General features: G+C 43.2%; 12 protein-coding genes. 3 read left to right on the top strand and 9 right to left on the bottom strand.

The window, feature by feature from the left end:
- Positions 1–169 precede the first annotated feature (169 nt).
- Positions 170–415 carry a hypothetical protein gene (locus tag AC6R00_RS14945; RefSeq protein ID WP_500640950.1) on the top strand — a complete coding sequence of 82 codons (246 nt, stop codon included), beginning with the start codon at positions 170–172 and terminating at the stop codon, positions 413–415.
- 121 nt (positions 416–536) lie between these two features.
- Positions 537–3,293: an immune inhibitor A domain-containing protein gene (locus AC6R00_RS14940; protein ID WP_500640949.1), complete on the top strand. Its 2,757-nt coding sequence runs from the start codon at positions 537–539 to the stop codon at positions 3,291–3,293.
- A 75-nt stretch (positions 3,294–3,368) separates the two neighbouring features.
- On the opposite strand, the gene AC6R00_RS14935 is transcribed toward AC6R00_RS14940, so the two are convergent.
- Complete coding sequence (locus tag AC6R00_RS14935; protein WP_500640948.1) at positions 3,369–4,808, bottom strand: aerolysin family beta-barrel pore-forming toxin; 1,440 nt, start codon at positions 4,806–4,808, stop codon at positions 3,369–3,371.
- Positions 4,809–5,229: 421 nt separating this feature from the next.
- On the opposite strand from AC6R00_RS14935, the gene AC6R00_RS14930 reads away from it, so the two are divergent.
- Positions 5,230–6,471, top strand: a complete 1,242-nt coding sequence (locus tag AC6R00_RS14930) for an SGNH/GDSL hydrolase family protein (RefSeq protein ID WP_500640947.1) — start codon at positions 5,230–5,232, stop codon at positions 6,469–6,471.
- A 51-nt stretch (positions 6,472–6,522) separates the two neighbouring features.
- On the opposite strand, the gene AC6R00_RS14925 is transcribed toward AC6R00_RS14930, so the two are convergent.
- The 8 genes from AC6R00_RS14925 to AC6R00_RS14890 form a co-directional block, all read right to left on the bottom strand.
- Positions 6,523–7,692: an MFS transporter gene (locus tag AC6R00_RS14925; RefSeq protein ID WP_500640946.1), complete on the bottom strand. Its 1,170-nt coding sequence runs from the start codon at positions 7,690–7,692 to the stop codon at positions 6,523–6,525.
- Positions 7,689–8,381 carry an aspartate/glutamate racemase family protein gene (locus AC6R00_RS14920; protein WP_500640945.1) on the bottom strand — a complete coding sequence of 231 codons (693 nt, stop codon included), beginning with the start codon at positions 8,379–8,381 and terminating at the stop codon, positions 7,689–7,691. The genes AC6R00_RS14925 and AC6R00_RS14920 overlap by 4 nt, the downstream gene beginning before the upstream one ends.
- 427 nt (positions 8,382–8,808) lie before the next feature.
- A complete protein-coding gene (gene phaC / locus AC6R00_RS14915) occupies positions 8,809–10,587 on the bottom strand; it encodes a class I poly(R)-hydroxyalkanoic acid synthase (RefSeq protein WP_500640944.1) in 1,779 nt (592 codons plus the stop codon).
- 55 nt (positions 10,588–10,642) lie between these two features.
- A complete protein-coding gene (locus tag AC6R00_RS14910) occupies positions 10,643–10,990 on the bottom strand; it encodes a phasin family protein (protein ID WP_004743779.1) in 348 nt (115 codons plus the stop codon).
- Between the two features lie 35 nt (positions 10,991–11,025).
- Positions 11,026–12,234: an acetyl-CoA C-acetyltransferase gene (locus AC6R00_RS14905; RefSeq protein WP_425667016.1), complete on the bottom strand. Its 1,209-nt coding sequence runs from the start codon at positions 12,232–12,234 to the stop codon at positions 11,026–11,028.
- Positions 12,235–12,246: 12 nt separating this feature from the next.
- Complete coding sequence (locus tag AC6R00_RS14900) at positions 12,247–12,987, bottom strand: SDR family oxidoreductase (protein ID WP_500640943.1); 741 nt, start codon at positions 12,985–12,987, stop codon at positions 12,247–12,249.
- A gap of 657 nt (positions 12,988–13,644) precedes the next feature.
- On the bottom strand, positions 13,645–16,707 hold the full coding sequence (locus tag AC6R00_RS14895; RefSeq protein WP_500640942.1) for an efflux RND transporter permease subunit: 3,063 nt from the start codon (positions 16,705–16,707) through the stop codon (positions 13,645–13,647).
- Positions 16,704–17,759 carry an efflux RND transporter periplasmic adaptor subunit gene (locus AC6R00_RS14890; protein ID WP_500640941.1) on the bottom strand — a complete coding sequence of 352 codons (1,056 nt, stop codon included), beginning with the start codon at positions 17,757–17,759 and terminating at the stop codon, positions 16,704–16,706. The genes AC6R00_RS14895 and AC6R00_RS14890 overlap by 4 nt, the downstream gene beginning before the upstream one ends.
- Position 17,760 lies beyond the last annotated feature (1 nt).

Genomic DNA, 17,760 nt, shown 5'->3' with positions numbered 1-17,760 from the left:
TTCCTTTCAATAGAATATATATACGATTAATTTGTTAATAGAGCCTTTATTTTATATTCACTTTTTATGTTGATAAGAAGACATAGACCCACCAATGAGATCCCACACAGTTACATTTGGGTTAAATTAATTATATTTTGTTACAAAACACAGCGTTATAAATAATAATATGAAATCAGTCAGTGGGTTATTAATTCTAGTTTGTTCATCCGCAATCTCAGGCGGCATTGATGACGAGCGACTGCTAGAATCACTTATCAAACAAGGTATTATTTGTGAGGACCAAAGCGAAATTGAAAAGCAAGAGTCATTACAAATATATCTCTCTCAGAAATTTTCTAAAACCTCAAAGCAATCCCATAAAGAAGATCCTTCTGACGAAAAAAGTACCGACTGTATTTCAGTAAAAGAATAACGATACTCCCGTTAGCTAATATCTCACACCAAACTTTAGGTGCTCGATTATTGGTGCTAACAGCGTCGTTGTGTCTGCTATTTGGCAGATTGTTGGCAATAGAAATTAATAAGGAAATATAATGAAAATGATGAGGAAATCACTGTTGGCATCAGCAGTGTTCACTCTATTTAGCACAAGTGGTAACGCTCAGACTCCGATCGATCTGGGTGTCATTAATGAAGACAAAGTCATTGAAATGCTTGTTGCCCAAGGGAAACTTAATCCCGATGCTTCTATCGAAGAGCGTCAAATAGCGCTTGATAAGTTTATCGATGGAAAACTAAACCGAGGATTTAAGGGCGACGCGCAATTTGGCAAGAAAGCGTTAGAACAACGTGCCAAAATCCTTAAGTCAATTGAGTTTGATAAAGGCTTGCGAAGAGCTCACGTCTTTTCGTTCGATGCTAACAACAAAAGAACGGACAAAGTTTTAGCCGTATTGGTGGACTTTCCAGATTTACCTTGGGATGAAAATAGGCTCACGAAAGAGCATACAGAAATGCTCTATGACCGATACGAGCCAAGCCACTATCAAGAGCTTCTGTTCTCTGATAGCGGCTATACTGGGCCAAATGGTGAGAATTTCATTTCGATGCGCCAGTATTACGAACAAGAATCTGGTGATAGCTACAGTGTTTCTGGTCAATCCGCTGGTTGGTATCGGGCCAAAAATAATGCCTCGTTTTATGGAGGTAACTCCCCTACTACAGACAATGACCAAAATGCGCAGGAGTTGGTTCGTGAAGCACTTAACCAACTTGCGAATGACCCAACCATTAATCTAGCCGACTATGACATTGAAGATCGCTATGACTACGACGGTGATGGCAACTTCCGCGAACCCGATGGTGTAATCGATCATTTGATGGTTTTCCATGCGTCAGTGGGTGAAGAAGCTGGTGGTGGTGTACTCGGAGCCGATGCGATATGGTCTCACCGATACAATCTAGGTAAGTATCACGTCTTGTCTGGTACTTCTAGCACCGTACCTGGTCGATTCAACGGACAATACGCCGCATTTGACTATACGATTCAGCCTATCGACGCTGCTGCTGGTGTTTGCGCACATGAGTACGGTCACGATTTGGGATTACCAGATGAGTACGATACTCAATACACAGGTAAAGGAGAGCCTGTTTCGTATTGGTCTATCATGTCTTCAGGCAGCTGGGCAGGTAAAATTGGCGGCACACAACCAACCGCATTCAGCTCTTGGGCTAAACAGTTCCTTCAGGCTTCTATTGGCGGTCGTTGGGTGGCCAATGATGTGGTAACTCTAAGTGATCTCGAGAATAAGCCACTTGAAATCAAGCTGCATCAAACAATTGACAACGACAAACCCAACATGGTTCGCGTTGACCTGCCTCTTAAACGTACTGCAGGGCTTGCACCTTTTGAAGGTAAATTCGGCTTCCATAGCGGTAAAGGTGACGATCTTAAAAACAGCATGGAACGAAAAGTAACGTTGCCAGCTGCTTCCAAAATCACGCTAACTTTTAAAGCTTGGTATCAGATTGAAAAGGACTACGACTTTGCCCGTGTGCTTATCAACGGCCAACCGATTGCAGGCAATATCACAACAAATGAAGATCCTAACAGCACAGGTTTAGTTCCTGCTATCGCTGGCGACTCGAAAGGCTGGGTTGACGCTGAATTCGATCTCACACAATGGGCCGGACAACAAGTTAACCTTGGTTTCGACTACGTGACGGATGGTGGCCTAGCAATGGAAGGTCTTCATGTAGACAACATTGCTTTAGATGTTGATGGCACACTTTCTTCTCTCGACAACGCAGAATCACAATCTACTTTCGCCCTTAATGGATACCGTTTAAATGATGGCTTCAATGAAGCTCCACACTACTATCTACTCCAGTGGCGTAGCCATGCAGACGTGGATGAAGGGCTCAAGAACATCAAACGTTTCGGCCAGATGATGTCTTTCGAACCAGGTCTGATCGTTTGGTACGTTGATGAGTCGATGACAGACAATGCGGTTGGTAAACACCCGGGTGAAGGCTGGCTTGGCGTTGTCGATGCTGACCAAAATGCAATGGTTTGGGATAAATCAGGTACAGCAGCACAGACCCGCTATCAAGTTCGCGACGCTGCATTCTCACTTCAAGACCAAGCCACTATGCGACTTGTAAATGCTGATGGAGATGTACTGGAAGATGTCAGCCTAATTGCCAACAGTTCATTTTCAGATGACCAAGATTATTCCAACCCAGGGGCACCTGATTCAGGTCGTTTGTTGACTGAATTTGGTGTAGTCATTGAAGTTATCGAGCAAGATCCTTCAAACAAATACGGTGTGATTAAACTTTCAAAAGTTCAGCAACCCAATCTACCCCCTGTTTCGATCTTTGAGCTTACAGTAAACGGTCTCGATGTTACTGCATTGAACTCTAGTGTTGACTCAGATGGTGAAATCTCTGCTTACCTATGGGAGTTTGGTAACGGCGAAACCAGCACAGACGCAGCCCCTAAATGGCAGTATTCAGACTCTGGCTCTTACACTGTTTCGCTTACGGTTACTGACAACCATGGTGCTAGCCACACAAGTAGTCAAACAGTAGAAGTGGTTGCTCCAAATGTGTTGCCTGTTGCTAACGCGAAGTACATTCACCTCGGACGTTGGGTAACCATGTGGTCAACAAGCCACGACCCTGATGGCCGTATCGTTGACACCGAGTGGGTTTTACCAAATGGTAAAGTCAAACGTGGACGTATTTTTACTAAGATTTTCCCGAGCTATGGAAAACATGAAGTGAAAATGACCGTTATGGATGATAGCGGAAGTAAAACCACGAAAACCATTGTCGTCGATCTTTAATAACCGACTTGCTTCTCCCTATTCCCATACTTCCATGTGAAGTTTTGCGCGGCTCTCAAGAGCCGCGCTTTTTTCTTAAAGTTTCGGTACTGGCACAACTTCTACACTGAAGTTTTTAATACCATATTGTTCCAACTCATCATCTGTTAACGAATACTCTGCAGAACGCTTCGTTCTACTTCCTAAAGGAATCGTCTTGCCAAATCTCACATCAGAACCAAACGATGCATCGGCAAAAAACTCTCCAGTAATTTGCGTCTGTATTGGTCTGAGAACCTGACCTAGTAAACTTTTCACATTGTCAGCACCATATTCTCTGAGCAACCAAGGCCAGTCCCATTCGTTCGAGGTTGCAGGAATATTGCGGTGCTCATATTGGTACTTGAGGTTTTTGTCGTTGCCTCCATTGCGTCCAATTACCCAGTTTGCGGTATAGGTAGGTCGGTCATCAGGGTGGTGACTCAGAGCATTTCCAGACCAACGCATAAAGCCCGTTAATGCGAGTTCATAACTTAACTCAGCATTAAACGTGTAAGGGTAGCTAATTGATGAACGGAAAACCTCCATAAAGACTTCTTGCTTCGTGTTAGGGGCAACATTAACAACAATCGTATTTGAGATCCCCTTAGACTCAGAGTCTCCGTTTGTCGTTGCCCAGCTTTGATTTGCACCAATCTCTATCGACAACTCAGTTTCCCCCACAAGAGGCCACTTAAACTTATTCTTCGTTGAGACTTTTTGACTCAAGCCATAAGTGTCTGTTTTGGACCAATTTGTCGATTTCTCGTATTTAAAGGTAACTCGATATTGTTGTTCGAGGTCAGATTCATTGGTCACAACCTCTGAGCGACGACCGATCAGTTCTTTATCTGATTGGGTAATTTGGCCTGCATTAAACGTTTCCGGATCAATGTGATATTCGAAACCTGATATATCCATTTTTAAACGTTCGTTGCATCGGTAGCCTTCACAAGATCCCGAATTATCCGCATCAATATCATAGTTTCCTAACCCATCGGTAGATGTGATCATATCATCACCGACATATTTGCTACCTGTACCACCAGCCCAGCCAAAGCCAAGATAATGAGCCAGCAATGCTAGCGGTTGATAAAACTCTTTCTTATTGACTAGGTACCATTCGGTATGAGCTTCGTCATTTTCAGGCAATACAAGCGCTGCATAGTCCGGGATACTGTGGTCCGGTGGCGTGTTGTATGTACACCATGTTGTACCAGCTAACCTGTCTTGCTTGATAGTTCCATTATACCCCGACCCCATCAAGACATAGCCATCGGCAATATTTGTGATTTGCCATGGACCCATTTGACCTACTAAATCAGATTTAATTGGCATGACTTCTTCTGAGGTGATAGGTCTAAAACCAACCTCACAGCTTTGACCCTGAAGTTTTATATCTAAAATGTCTACCGCTGCATATACATTAGATTGCATCATGCTAAAGACAATTGAACTAGCGACTAACGATGTTTTAAAAACCTTATTCTTATTCACGTTATTCTTCCTGTTAATAAATAGAATACAATGCGAAATGCTCTTGTTTTCGCACATATTTTTTACTTCTTTTAACAGTTATCAATAAAGCCAAATTTATTATTAACGGACAAAATCTCACATTGACATATTAAATTTATTCAGAGGCATTGTTGTTTATTTTTCAATCTGTTAATTTTAAATTAGCGAATAATTACATTAGCTTTTGTTAAATTAATCACAACTTAAATTGCATATCCTAAATTAGCAGAATAAATAAGCGACAAATCTAAATTAGTACTTTCTTAATAAGAAAATAATTTGATCTTAGTTCACCTTTATAAACATTCATAAAACCAATTCTTTGACTCGACACATTCTCATATGAGATACAGGTCAGAGGAGTTAATACTCTATTAACCAACAATTATGAGAACGTCTTATGAAGAATGCACTTTTATTGGCTAGTTCGTTAATTGCAGTTCCTGCCGTCTCCGCTGAACTACCAACCACACCAGAGGCTGTAACAGCGGCATACGCAGCGTCTGTTCAAAACGATGAAACATACACCTACGTCAGATGTTGGTATCGCCCAGCTCAAACTCACGACGATCCAGCAACATCATGGGAATGGGCTCTGGATGAAAATGGAGACTATCTAAAGGTACGAGGTTATTGGTGGTCGTCAGTTTCGTTTAAGAACATGTTCTACACCAACACACCACAATCAGAAATTAAGCAACGCTGCCAAGAAACACTCAATGTTACCCACGATACGGCCGATATGCTTTACTACGCTTCCGACAATCGCTTTTCTTACAACCACTCAATATGGACAAATGACAGTACATCAGTGAGTAAGATTAATCGCTTAGTCGCATTTGGTGATAGCCTTTCAGACACTGGTAACCTGTTTAATGGCTCGCAATGGGTATTCCCCAACGCTAACTCTTGGTTTTTAGGGCACTTCTCAAATGGATTTGTGTGGACAGAGTATTTAGCTGAAGCCAAAGATGTTCCTCTGTATAACTGGGCTGTCGGTGGCGCTGCTGGGACAAATCAATACGTTGCATTAACAGGGATTTATGATCAGGTCACTTCCTATCTTACATATATGAAGATAGCCAAAAACTATGATCCTAAAAACACATTATTTACCCTTGAGTTTGGCTTAAATGACTTCATGAATTACGACCGCGAAGTCTCTGACGTAAAAGCGGATCTAAGTAGTGCCCTAATCAGACTGCGCGATGCAGGGGCGCAACACCTGATCCTACTGACACTACCCGATGCAACCAAGGCTCCGCAGTTCAAGTACTCAACTCAGCAAGAGATTGAAAAAGTTCGTGCAAAAATTGTGGCGTTTAATGCTTTTATCAAAGAACAAGCAGATTTATACAAAACTAAAGGTATGAATGTGGTGCTCTACGATGCGAACACCTTGTTCAACGCAATGACCAGTAAACCTGAAGAGCATGGTTTTGCCAATGCCAAAGATGCTTGTTTAAATATCAATAGAAGTTCGGCACTTGATTATTTATACAGCCATAGCTTCACTAACGATTGTGCTCATCACGGTTCAGATAAATACGTTTTTTGGGGCGTGACTCACCCAACAACCGCGGCGCACAAATACATCGCTGACAACATCATTAAAGAAGAACTAAACAAGTTCCCATTCTAATATAAAGGCAGAGGTTTTATCCTCTGCCTTTCTTTTTAACCCTTTATTTTCTTACGCAATTGCCTTGTTAGCCCTATAGGTGTTAAGACCAAAGATAGCAATAACCGCGAGAACAAAAGGCAATACATAAACATTCATCGTTTGCCAACCGACGGTTGACTCTAACCATCCAGACATAAGCGCTGTAACCGTGACACAGCTAAATACAAAGAACTCGTTAAAGGCTTGCGCTTTCGATTTATTTTTGGGCTTGTACGACTGACTGAACAACCCAGTTGCGGCAATAAACATAAAGTTCCACCCCACCCCCAAGAGAATCAAGGCTACGCTAAAGTGCCAGATCGATTGCCCATGTATATTGATGGCAATACATAACACAAACAGTAAGCCTCCCGTAAGAATCATGATTCTTGAGCCAAAACGTTCGATCAGGTTTCCGGTGAAAAAGGCAGGGACAAACATTCCAAGTACATGCCATTCAATCACACCCGCCGCTTTATTAAAATCGAAACCACAACCTATCATGGCAAGAGGCGTTGCCGTCATCAAAATGTTCATCACCGCGTACGCAACCATCGCCGCAAACACTGAGATCATAAAGTTCGGCGCTTTAATAATCTCGCTAAGCGGTTCGGAAACAACCTGCTCATGATGCTCGGCAGGTGCAGGAAAACGAATAGTTTGCAGCAAACAAAGCGCGATTATATTGAGGACGATTAACGACATGAACGCACCAACGTATAGTCCATCAGAAGACCACTGCTGCGAATAGACAGCTAGGTTTGGTCCTAGCATAGCGGCTAACACTCCGCCTGCCATCGAGATAGAAATCGCCCTGTGTCTTGCGCTCTCGTCACATACTTCGATTGCCGCAAAACGATACAAAGTACCGAAGCCGATACCAATCCCCAAAAGAAATGTTCCGACACAAAACATCGAAAAGTCTTGTAGTGACAGCGCGTAGGTAGCTATCGAAGCGCCACTGATACCAACCAGATTGCCAATACTGAACCCTTTCTTTCGCCCCAATTTCCCCATAATTAAAGAAGCGGGAATCGTCGCACTCATTAAGCCTAGAAACTGCAATGCCACAGGTAGCGTGATAAGACTGGAGCTAGGCGCTAATGTTTTACCCACCAAGCCGATAACCGATATTAATAGTATGTTACCTGTCATCAATAGAGCTTGGCATAATGACAACAGCCAGACGTTCCGATTCATTTTAGCGCCTCTTCGACTGCCGCATTAGCGTGAATTGCGACGGTATCTAACAACGGAACCTGTGTATCACTCTGTTCAACAAGCAAACCTATCTCAGTGCAACCTAAGATAACCCCTTCTGCACCTGATTCGGCAAGGTCATCAATAATGGTAAGGTAATCATCTTTTGAGCGCCTGTTAATTTCCCCTAAACAAAGCTCGTTGTATATGATGTCGTGGACAAGCTTTCTCTGCACCCCGTTGGGAACGATCACTTCTATGCCAAATTTTTCGGTAAGCCTTTGCTTATAAAATTCCTGTTCCATCGTAAATGCAGTGCCAAGGAGGCCGACTTTAGTAATGCCTCGCTCTTGAAGCTCAACTCCCGTAGCATCAGCGATGTGAAGCAAAGGTATAGAAACTGACTCTTCAACTTGCTCGGCTACTTTATGCATAGTGTTTGTCGCAATGAGAATGAAGTCAGCTCCTGCCTTTTCAATAGATTGCGCTGCTTGGCAAAGAATGCTTGCGTTAGCTTGCCAGTCACCCGTTCGCTGTAAAGCCTCGACTTCGGCAAAGTCGACACTGTTTAGAATAATTTTCGCCGAATGCAGCCCACCTTTAGCACGTTTAACACCGTCGTTTAACTGCTGATAGTAAGTCGCGGTTGACTCCCAACTCATACCGCCAATCATGCCAATTGTTTTCATTCCTTTCCCCTCGACTGACTTAATACCAATCACACCAATTATCTGAACATCTAATTGATGCGATTGGTATAATTAATTTAATTAAACAGATATCTAAAAGCATTACAAACAAAAAAGCCCCTAGCGTTGAGAAGCTAGAGGCTTTTGCTTTAGGGTCTGTTGACCTTTTGCGGTTAAATTTTGTTCGAGATAAAGGCGTTTTAGTCGCGGCGAGAGGTTTGTCGCCTAGTCATTCTAAGCAAAACACCTCTCAACAAAGAGTAAAACGCTTTTAGCCGAACCCTTCGGGCAGCGTTTGTGGCTCCTTTCTGCTGCGTTATCGGCTTATCTGGTAGAGCAACTACAATTCAAAGCCTCTGCCTTGCATAAAGAACCCACAAACTGCTGCAAAAATCAGCGCAAAGGGTCAATAGACCCTAGAAACAATCTAGTTTGTTTCTTTAATTGGCAATACCTGCTTGACGTAATTGCCGGGCGCTGGTCCCAATACTGGGAACTGTTCACTACCTACTTTGAACGGTTCAACTTGCTCGTCAGGATTAAAGCCAAGTAGCCAATGATGCCAATGTGTCCACCAAGAGCCTTCTGTATGGTTCGCGTTTGCTAACCATTCATCGGCATTGTCGTCCAAAGAGTCGTTGGTCCAGAAACCATACTTTCCTTTTGCAGGATGATTGACGATACCTGCAATGTGTCCAGACTCACCAAGCACGAATGTCTTGTTACCGCCGACATTTAGCGCGCCACGATAAGTCCCTTGCCAAAGTGCGATATGATCTTCCTTAGTAGAGATAAAGTAACTAGGCACTTTAATCTTGTTCAGGTCGATCCAGACACCGCCAATTTTCACACCCTTGTCTTCTACCAACTTATTGTTTAAGTAGAGTTCACGTAACATGAAGTTGTGGGTATCCGCGGCTACGTTGGTACTATCACTGTTCCAGTACAGAAGATCAAAGTCGACTGGACTATTACCTTTTAGATAGTTATCAACGTAGTAATTCCAGTAGAGGCTGTTTTCACGCAACAGACTAAACGTCACGCTCAGCGAGCGGCCATCCATATAGCCTTTAACCGCGTTCTGAGCTTCTATTGCATTGATAATCGTATCATTGATATACGCACCAACTTCTCCCGGCTGAGAGAAATCTAATAGCGTAGTGAAGAAAGATGCGCTCTTGATTCGCTTCTTCATTCTCTTCGCTGCATAGTAAGCAATCGTAGACGCCAGCACAGTACCACCAATACAGTAACCCGCTGCATTGATTTGATCTTGCCCAGTGATGTCTTCAATGGCCGATACCGCTTTTGCCACGCCATCGGTTACATAGTCACCAAATTCAACGTTGCGCTGTTCTTTGCCCGGATTTCGCCACGACATCATGAACACAGCGTGTCCTTGCTCAAGAAGCCAGCGAACCATTGAATTCTTCTCTCGTAGATCAAGAATATAGTACTTGTTGATAAACGGAGGCACGATCAAGAGCGGCGTTGCGTTTACTTTTTCCGTCATTGGACGGTATTGAATCAACTCAAACAGCTCATTTTGGAAAACGACGTCACCTTGCGTATTGGCAATATCCTCTCCGATTCTAAATGCGTTGTTGTTTGTCATTCGAATCTTGAGGATATCAGCACTCGACTCTACGTCTTCTTTAAGCTGTTCTAGTCCGGCAAGTAGATTTTCACCATTTTGCTCTAACGTTAGCTTAAGCAGTTCTGGATTGGTGGCGATATAGTTGCTCGGAGACATAGCATTGATAGCTTGGCGTGAGAAAAAGCTGATTCGTTCTTTGCTTTTCTCATCTAGGCCTTCGATGCTTTCAATCGTCTCTAGGTAAGTTTTACTAAATAGAAGATAAGACTGCTTGATGAAGTTGAAGAAGATGTCTTTTTGCCACTCTTCATGGGCAAATCGTTTATCACCTTTTTCTGCTTTAACAATTTCTTCTGTATTGGCAGTCAATGCTACATTTTGCCAAATTTGTAATTGCTGCTGCCACCAGTCCGCTTGAATTTTTAACAATGCAGCGGGTTGATTCGCGGCACTTTCGAAGAGCTTGGTAGTATCTTCGAAGTTGACCTCTTGCATTGCTTTATTGAGGGGAGAGTTCGCGGCTGCCCTGCTGAGTTCTAGATCTTCCCACCATTTTTGATTGGTTTCTTGGAGCTTAACAAGGTAGTCCGAAAAGAAGTGTTGTAACATATTGCTACTCCTAAGATCGGAAAAATGCCGCCTTTCGGCGGCAGAGAAGTCAGTGTTACGCTGGAGTCACTGTCTTAAGGTTTTCCGATGTCATTTGCTCAACATCATCTTTAAACTCTTTGGCGATAGACTGAAGCTTGTTGCTGTCGTCCATCATCTGTTGAGATAGCTTAGTAAGCACATTAAGCTGTTGGCTATTGAAAGCTGTTAGTGATGTTACGTCTTTTACTTCACTTGCTGCCTTCATTTGAGTTAGACCCATTTCACTGTAAGTGCGGATGGCATTTAGTTGAAGCTCTGTAAGCACTTCTACATTTTTTGTCACAAGCTTGTTGAACTTCACGTATGGTTCTAGGCCTTTTTCAGTTTGGTCAGTAAATGTTTTGAAGAAATCTGTGTACATGAGTATCACTCCTAAGTTAAGTCCATTTAAATGGTTTAGTTAATTGATTTGATTACAACTGCAGTGCCCATACCGCCACCTACACACAGTGAAGCGACACCATATTGACCTTGCCCACGATTTAGTTCGTGGATTAGTGAAACAAGGATGCGGTTACCCGAAGCACCTAGTGGATGGCCTAAGGCTATCGCTCCACCATTTGGGTTGGCTTTATCGAGTATGGAAGAAACAGACACTTGATGTTTGTCCGCTAACTGATGAATAACGCCAAGCGCCTGAGCGGCAAACGCTTCATTCAACTCGTAGACATCAATATCATCGGTTTTAAGCTCAGCTTTTGCTAACGCTTTAGTCACTGCTTCGACTGGGCCAAGTCCCATAACTTCAGGTGCCAGACCAGACTGAGCGTAACTTACGATTTCAGCAACTGGTGTGAGCCCATGTTTTTTCACTGCTGACTCACTTGCAACAACAATCGCACTCGCGCCATCGTTAATTCCTGAGGCATTGCCCGCTGTCACCGTACCTTCACGGTCAAAAGCTGGTCGAAGTTTTGCTAATCCGCTTAATGTTGCTTCTGGTTTTGGGTATTCGTCCGTATCAAAAACAATCGTTTCACGACGTTTCTTCACATCAACGGCAACAATCTCGCTTTTAAATTTGCCAGCTTCGATTGCTGAAACAGCTTTCAACTGACTTGCAAGCGCATATTCGTCTTGCTGCTCGCGAGAAAGACCGACTTCTTTCGCGACATTTTCTGCCGTCACACCCATGTGGTACTGATTGTAAACGTCTGTTAAACCGTCATTAATCAGCAAATCAGTCAGGTTCATGTTGCCCATTTTATGGCCATCACGAATACCTGAAGGAACGGTGAAAGGAATCTGAGACATCACTTCGACACCTGCAGCAACGACTACTTGAGCATCACCAGAGCGGATATGGCTTACTGCGTCCATGACTGTTTTCATTCCGCTGCCACACACCATATTCAGTGAATACGCAGGAACTTCATTTGGAATACCGGCATAGATTGCCGCTTGGCGACCAACGCCCATGCCTTGACCAGCAGAGACCACATTACCAACAATTACTTCATCAATAGAGTCGACACCCACGCCGCTTTCAGAGACTGCAGCTTTAATAGCAATTGAAGCCAAGTTACCTGCTGAAATATCTTTCAGTGAACCGCCAAAAGCGCCAATCGGTGTGCGTTTAGCACCAACAATAAATACTTTTTCCATTATCCCTTCTCCTTAATGCATGTGTAAGCCGCCATTTACAGAGAGCGTTTCCCCTGTAATGTAGGCACCAGCTTCACTTGCTAAGAAAGAAACGGATTTAGCCACTTCCTCTGGAGTCGCTAAGCGACGCATTGGAATTTGAGCTTTAATAGATTCAAGCACTTCCGGTTTCATCTCTTCCACCATTGGTGTACCTGTGTAACCAGGGGCAACGACATTGACGGTCACACCCGAGCGAGCACCTTCAGCAGCCAAGGCCTTAGAAAAGCCAATCATGCCCGCTTTAGCAGCAGAGTAGTTTGTTTGTCCAAACTGACCTTTGATACCGTTAACTGAGGAGATATTGATGACTCGACCGTTGCCCTTCTCACACATTGCAGAGAACAAAGGCTGAGTAACATTGAACACACTGTTCAAGTTCGTTTCAATAACCTCTTTCCAAGCGGACGCAGTCATTTTTTTAAACGTACCGTCGCGTGTAATCCCAGCATTGTTGATGACAACATCAACCGTACCTTCCTCCACAAGTAGACTTGCTAGACGCTCTGCGCATTGCTCGGTATCAGTAACATCAAGTTCGAACAAGCGTACCTGATCTTCACTGAAACCTTTCTCGTTAAACCATTCTTGAGCACATTGCTTTTTACCCGTGAAATGGGTGGCGATGACACGAAAGCCATCATTCACTAATTGGGTAGTAATAGCAGAACCGATTCCGCCTTTAGATCCGGTGATCAAAGCGATTTTCTTCATTAAGAGACTCCATTCTTAACAGCAATAAATAACCAAACGATTTTTTAGTGATGCTCGCCATTAAGCACCAACCAACGTCATTAATAAATTCTTATAAGACTTTTTCTTGCGTCTTTTAATTATCAAAACTAATGCCTATTTATTACAGTTCAAATACTTTTCGAAATTAAGTGCATAAAGTTGAACAATGTCTCATATAGAATGTAATGTTATATAATTGTTAAGTTGCGGTAAGTTGTTGTTTTAGAAGAATTTGTTGTTATCAATATGTAAATCATTAAACTCTATCATACTGTTTAATAAGGTTTTTCTTCAAATTACACTCATTTCATTAGTCTTCATCACTCATTAAACAAATGCTATTCGCTGCCATTATCAATCCGTTTTTTATGACTATATTGTTACTAGCGGACATTGACTTTTGGTGGATTAAAACGCTATTTAGTTTAATACAAATATCAACTAAATTATTTAAGCCACTGAATAGAATGATATTTCATATATATTTCTTACTTATACTTTAGTATTAATAAAACAAGAGATTTAGGAAAGTTAATTATTGACAAATAAGATAATAAAAATCAGAAAAAGGAAGATAAAAAAAGCCCGGATAAAAATCCGGGCAGGCTTAAAGCGAATCGTTATTCAGTCCATGAATTATCCGGCAGTGGATGGTTTGATTCGATAGAAGATGGCGAAAAGTACAGGCACTACAATCAATGTAAGTACCGTAGCAAAGCCTAGTCCGGCCATGATTGTTATCGCCATGGAGCCAAAAAATGCATCAAACACTAGAGGTATCATCCCTAGAATCGTTGTTAATGCCGCCATGCTGACAGGGCGTACACGTGATATCGCACTATCAAACACGGCTTGATAAGGGTCCTTACCAGAGCCGAGTTCGATATTGATTTGATCAAGTAACACAATGCCATTTTTCAGAATCATTCCACTTAAGCTCAGCAGACCTAGAAAGGCAGTGAAACTAAACGGCATATCCGTCGCAAGTAAACCAATAGAAACACCTATGATTGATAGCGGAACGGTAAACCAAATAACCAATGGCTTTCTAAACGAGTTAAATAGCAGCATGGTAATAATGAACATCAATAGGTAGCCCATCGGCAATGAACCGAACAGCGCCTCTTGAGCGTCTTTTGACGACTCATATTCACCACCCCAGCTAATTGAGTAGCCTTCTGGCAGTGCCAACGCTTCTACTCGTGGTCTAACTCGACTAAATAAGCTCGCTGGTGTTTCATGCCCCAATACGTCGTGGTCAGCTAACACTGTCAGCGTACGTTTTCTGTCTCTGCGCTGAATAAGTGGCTCTTGCCAATCAAGCGCAACGCCATCGATAACTTGCTCTACTGGAATATAGCTTTGTAGACTTGGGCTCCATATCTTAACGTTAGCCAATGACTCAAAATCAACACGCTCTTGCTCAGGCAATCGAGCAATGATTGGGAGCATGTGTGTGCCATCACGAAGTAAACCAATCGGTGTGCCACCAAAAGCCATTTGCAGCGTATTGGATAACTCCTCTTTAGAGATACCTAAACGACGTGCTTTAGATTCATTAAACTGAGGAACCAGTTCTTTGGTACGTTCACGCCAGTCGTGTCGAACATTTCGTGCACCAGGGTCTTGCAAAAGTACATCTTCGACTTGTAGCGCGATGTCTCGTAGAACTTGAGGATCTGGACCTGTAATCCTAGCTTCAATCTTAGAAGCCGGTGAAGGGCCGAACTCCATTAATTTAAACTGAAAAGTCGGTTGATTGAATGTCACTGAAAGGTTTTTGTCTAACTCTTCCAGTAGCTCAAACATAGTTTCACGATCTTGGGTGCGAACCTGTAGCTGCGTATACGCCTCGTAACTCTTCTCAGGTTGGTAAGTCAACGCAAAACGCTGTAAACCTTGACCTGTCGTTGTAGATACAAACTCAACATTGTCTTGCTCACGAATGTACTTCTCTACTTTCTTGGTTTCTTCAATCGTCTCGCGAATATCCGTCCCTTCAGGCATCCACATGTCGACATAGAACATCGGCGTGTTTGATGGCGGGAAGAACTGTTGCTTGACCATACCGAAGCCTGCCACCGCAACCACTAGCAAACCCAGCATACTTACAACGGTTAACCAACGGAAACGAAGTGCGAATTTTAAGCTAGCACCAAAAACGGTAAACAGGATGCCTTTGTAAGGATCGACTTCTTCTGTTGTGTCCCCCTTCTCCTCTTCTTTTAGCAGTAGATCCGCTAAGAAAGGCGTGAGAGTAAGTGCCGTAATCCAGCTTAAAAATAGCGAATAGCATAGTACCCAGAATAGTGAGCCCATGAATTCGCCCGTCGCATCTTCTGAAAGGCCAATAGGTGCGAACGCGGTGATAGCAATGACGGTTGCTCCCAGCAAAGGCCACTGCGTTTGTTTAACAATATCTACCGCAGCCTGAACCTTCGTTTTACCGCGTTTCAGACCAACTAAGATGCCCTCTACGACTACAATCGCATTATCAACTAGCATACCTAATGCGATGATGAGTGCGCCCAATGAAATACGATGAAGCTCCACATCATTTTGTTTCATTAGGATAAATGTACCCATAACAGTAAGCAGCAACACCGCTCCGATGATGATGCCGCTACGTAAACCCATCGCGAACAACAAAACAATAATGACGATCGCAACCGCTTGGCCTAGGCTCACAATGAAGTCATCAACTGACTTTTCCACTTCAGCAGACTGATTGTAAAAGTAGTTAATCTCAACACCCGCTGGGCGAATATTTTCCAGTACTTCAAGCTCAGATTCTAAGGCTTTACCTACCTCAACTACGTTGACACCCGCACCAAAGGAAATAGCAAGGTTGATTGCAGGTTTACCGTTAAATGTCACGACGTTTGAAGGTTTTTCTTGGATGCCACGGCTGATAGTTGCAACGTCTTTAAGGCGAATCAAATTACCAGTATCACGGCCATGGATGATGAGCTCTTCTAACTCCTGCTCTGAACTCATGGTCCCGTTTGGACGAATGGTTAATGTTTGACCGTTAACCATCACTTCACCCGCAGATTGAACACTGTTCTGCTGGCTCAAAAGACCAACAACGGTATTCATATCCAGATTAAGCGCTGCTAAACGTTCCAATGAGACTTCAACAAATAGCTGCTCTTGTTGATCTCCGGCAATGGCTACTTTACCAACCCCACCGACAAGTTCTAGCTCTCGGCTTAGATAGTCGGCGTAACGTTTAAGCTCGATGTAGTCATAGCCATCCCCCGTCAGCATGATCATGATGCCGTATACATCGCCAAAATCATCAATGATCTGAACTGAGTTTACACCGCTAGGAAGATTCGGCCTTAGATCATTGATCTTTCGGCGCATTTCGTCCCATATCTGCGGCAGCTCGTCCGGGCCGTACTCCATCTCCATACTCACCATGATTTGAGACATACCATTAGACGATGTAGACGTAATCTTATCGATGTAAGGTAACTTGCGGATCTCTTTCTCTAATGGATAGGTTAGCTCTTCCTCCACTTCCTGTGACGTTGCCCCAGGGTAAGTCGAAATAATCATCGCATCTTTAATCGTGAATGCAGGGTCTTCTAATCTCCCTAGATCCATGAAAGATGTATAACCGCCAATTGCCAGTATGATTAGAAACAACCAGCTAATAACTTTATTTTTTATCGAGTACTCAGCAATGCTCACAGCTCAGCTCCCTTGATTTTCATACCGTCGCGTAATTTTCTTAAGTTCGATTTAATCAATACATCGCCTTTTTCGATGCCAGTGCCAACCAAGGCACCATTGCCAGTTATCTGGTCAACCGTCACTGGATAACGATGCGCTTCACCTTGTTCAAGCTTCCAAACATAGAACTCTTGGCTTTGTTTACCCGCGTCAATTGCGGTCATTGGCACTTGAAATGCTCTATATGTATTCAGGCCAGCTTTAACTAAGTCGACCGAAACCTTTGCACTAGTACCAGGCAGAACCGGTTGCTCAGTTTGTGCCATTCTTAACCACAATTCATAGGTCTGGCTTTGCGGGTGAAGCTCACTGGTATGCTCGTAATACGCAATAGGATAGCTACCATTGTGACCAGCAAAAGTCGCCATTGGCTTATAGTCCTGCGCGTTAGTTTCCGGGTTTAACATTGCTAGAACCGAGTCAGACACTTCTATCTTTACGTAAACTTTGTTGTCTTGATAAATGGCAAAAACCTGCTCACCAGGCGAGACATTCTCAAACTTTTTCTTATCGACTGAAGACACTACGCCATCAAAAGGAGCACGCAAGCGCATGTACTTCATTGTTGCCTTTGCTGACCCGAGATTCGCTTCTGCTAGCTGGAAGTTCGCTGTTAGCTCATCAAGTTCAGCTCTCGAGATCATCTTATTTGCACGCAGATCCTGACCACGTTTCACCTGCTTCAGCGCAAGCTCATATTTCGCTTGAGCGTCGTTTAGTTTTTGTTTTGCTTTTGAATCATCAAGTATCGCTATCGTTTGACCTTTAGTGACATTGTCACCTTCCTTAACCAAAATTGATGCAATTTCACCATCTAAACGAAAGGCAAGTGGCGTTAGCTCAGCAGGCATTACCTGACCGTTGAAATTGCGATATTGGCTTTCGGATGCAGCTGCAACGCTAAATGTGTCCACAATAAATGGATTCGCTTCACGATGTGTTGAGTCTGGTGTACAAGCCGACAGCATGCCTACCGAGAGAGCCGCTAGCGCAAAAGTTCTGATACGCATG

The organism is Vibrio sp. R10-SF1-ISO8, from assembly GCF_059833805.1.
Note: the sequence above shows the minus strand (reverse complement) of the source record. Positions and strands in the feature narration are given on the sequence as shown.

What these genes read in the sequence shown, in the direction of transcription:
- AC6R00_RS14945 (WP_500640950.1), top strand. Translation starts at nt 170, where the DNA reads ATGAAATCAGTCAGTGGGTTATTAATTCTAGTTTGTTCATCCGCAATC.
- AC6R00_RS14940 (WP_500640949.1), top strand. Translation starts at nt 537, where the DNA reads ATGAAAATGATGAGGAAATCACTGTTGGCATCAGCAGTGTTCACTCTA.
- AC6R00_RS14930 (WP_500640947.1), top strand. Translation starts at nt 5,230, where the DNA reads ATGAAGAATGCACTTTTATTGGCTAGTTCGTTAATTGCAGTTCCTGCC.
- AC6R00_RS14925 (WP_500640946.1), bottom strand. Translation starts at nt 7,692, where the DNA reads ATGAATCGGAACGTCTGGCTGTTGTCATTATGCCAAGCTCTATTGATG.
- AC6R00_RS14920 (WP_500640945.1), bottom strand. Translation starts at nt 8,381, where the DNA reads ATGAAAACAATTGGCATGATTGGCGGTATGAGTTGGGAGTCAACCGCG.
- phaC (WP_500640944.1), bottom strand. Translation starts at nt 10,587, where the DNA reads ATGTTACAACACTTCTTTTCGGACTACCTTGTTAAGCTCCAAGAAACC.
- AC6R00_RS14910 (WP_004743779.1), bottom strand. Translation starts at nt 10,990, where the DNA reads ATGTACACAGATTTCTTCAAAACATTTACTGACCAAACTGAAAAAGGC.
- AC6R00_RS14905 (WP_425667016.1), bottom strand. Translation starts at nt 12,234, where the DNA reads ATGGAAAAAGTATTTATTGTTGGTGCTAAACGCACACCGATTGGCGCT.
- AC6R00_RS14900 (WP_500640943.1), bottom strand. Translation starts at nt 12,987, where the DNA reads ATGAAGAAAATCGCTTTGATCACCGGATCTAAAGGCGGAATCGGTTCT.
- AC6R00_RS14890 (WP_500640941.1), bottom strand. Translation starts at nt 17,759, where the DNA reads ATGCGTATCAGAACTTTTGCGCTAGCGGCTCTCTCGGTAGGCATGCTG.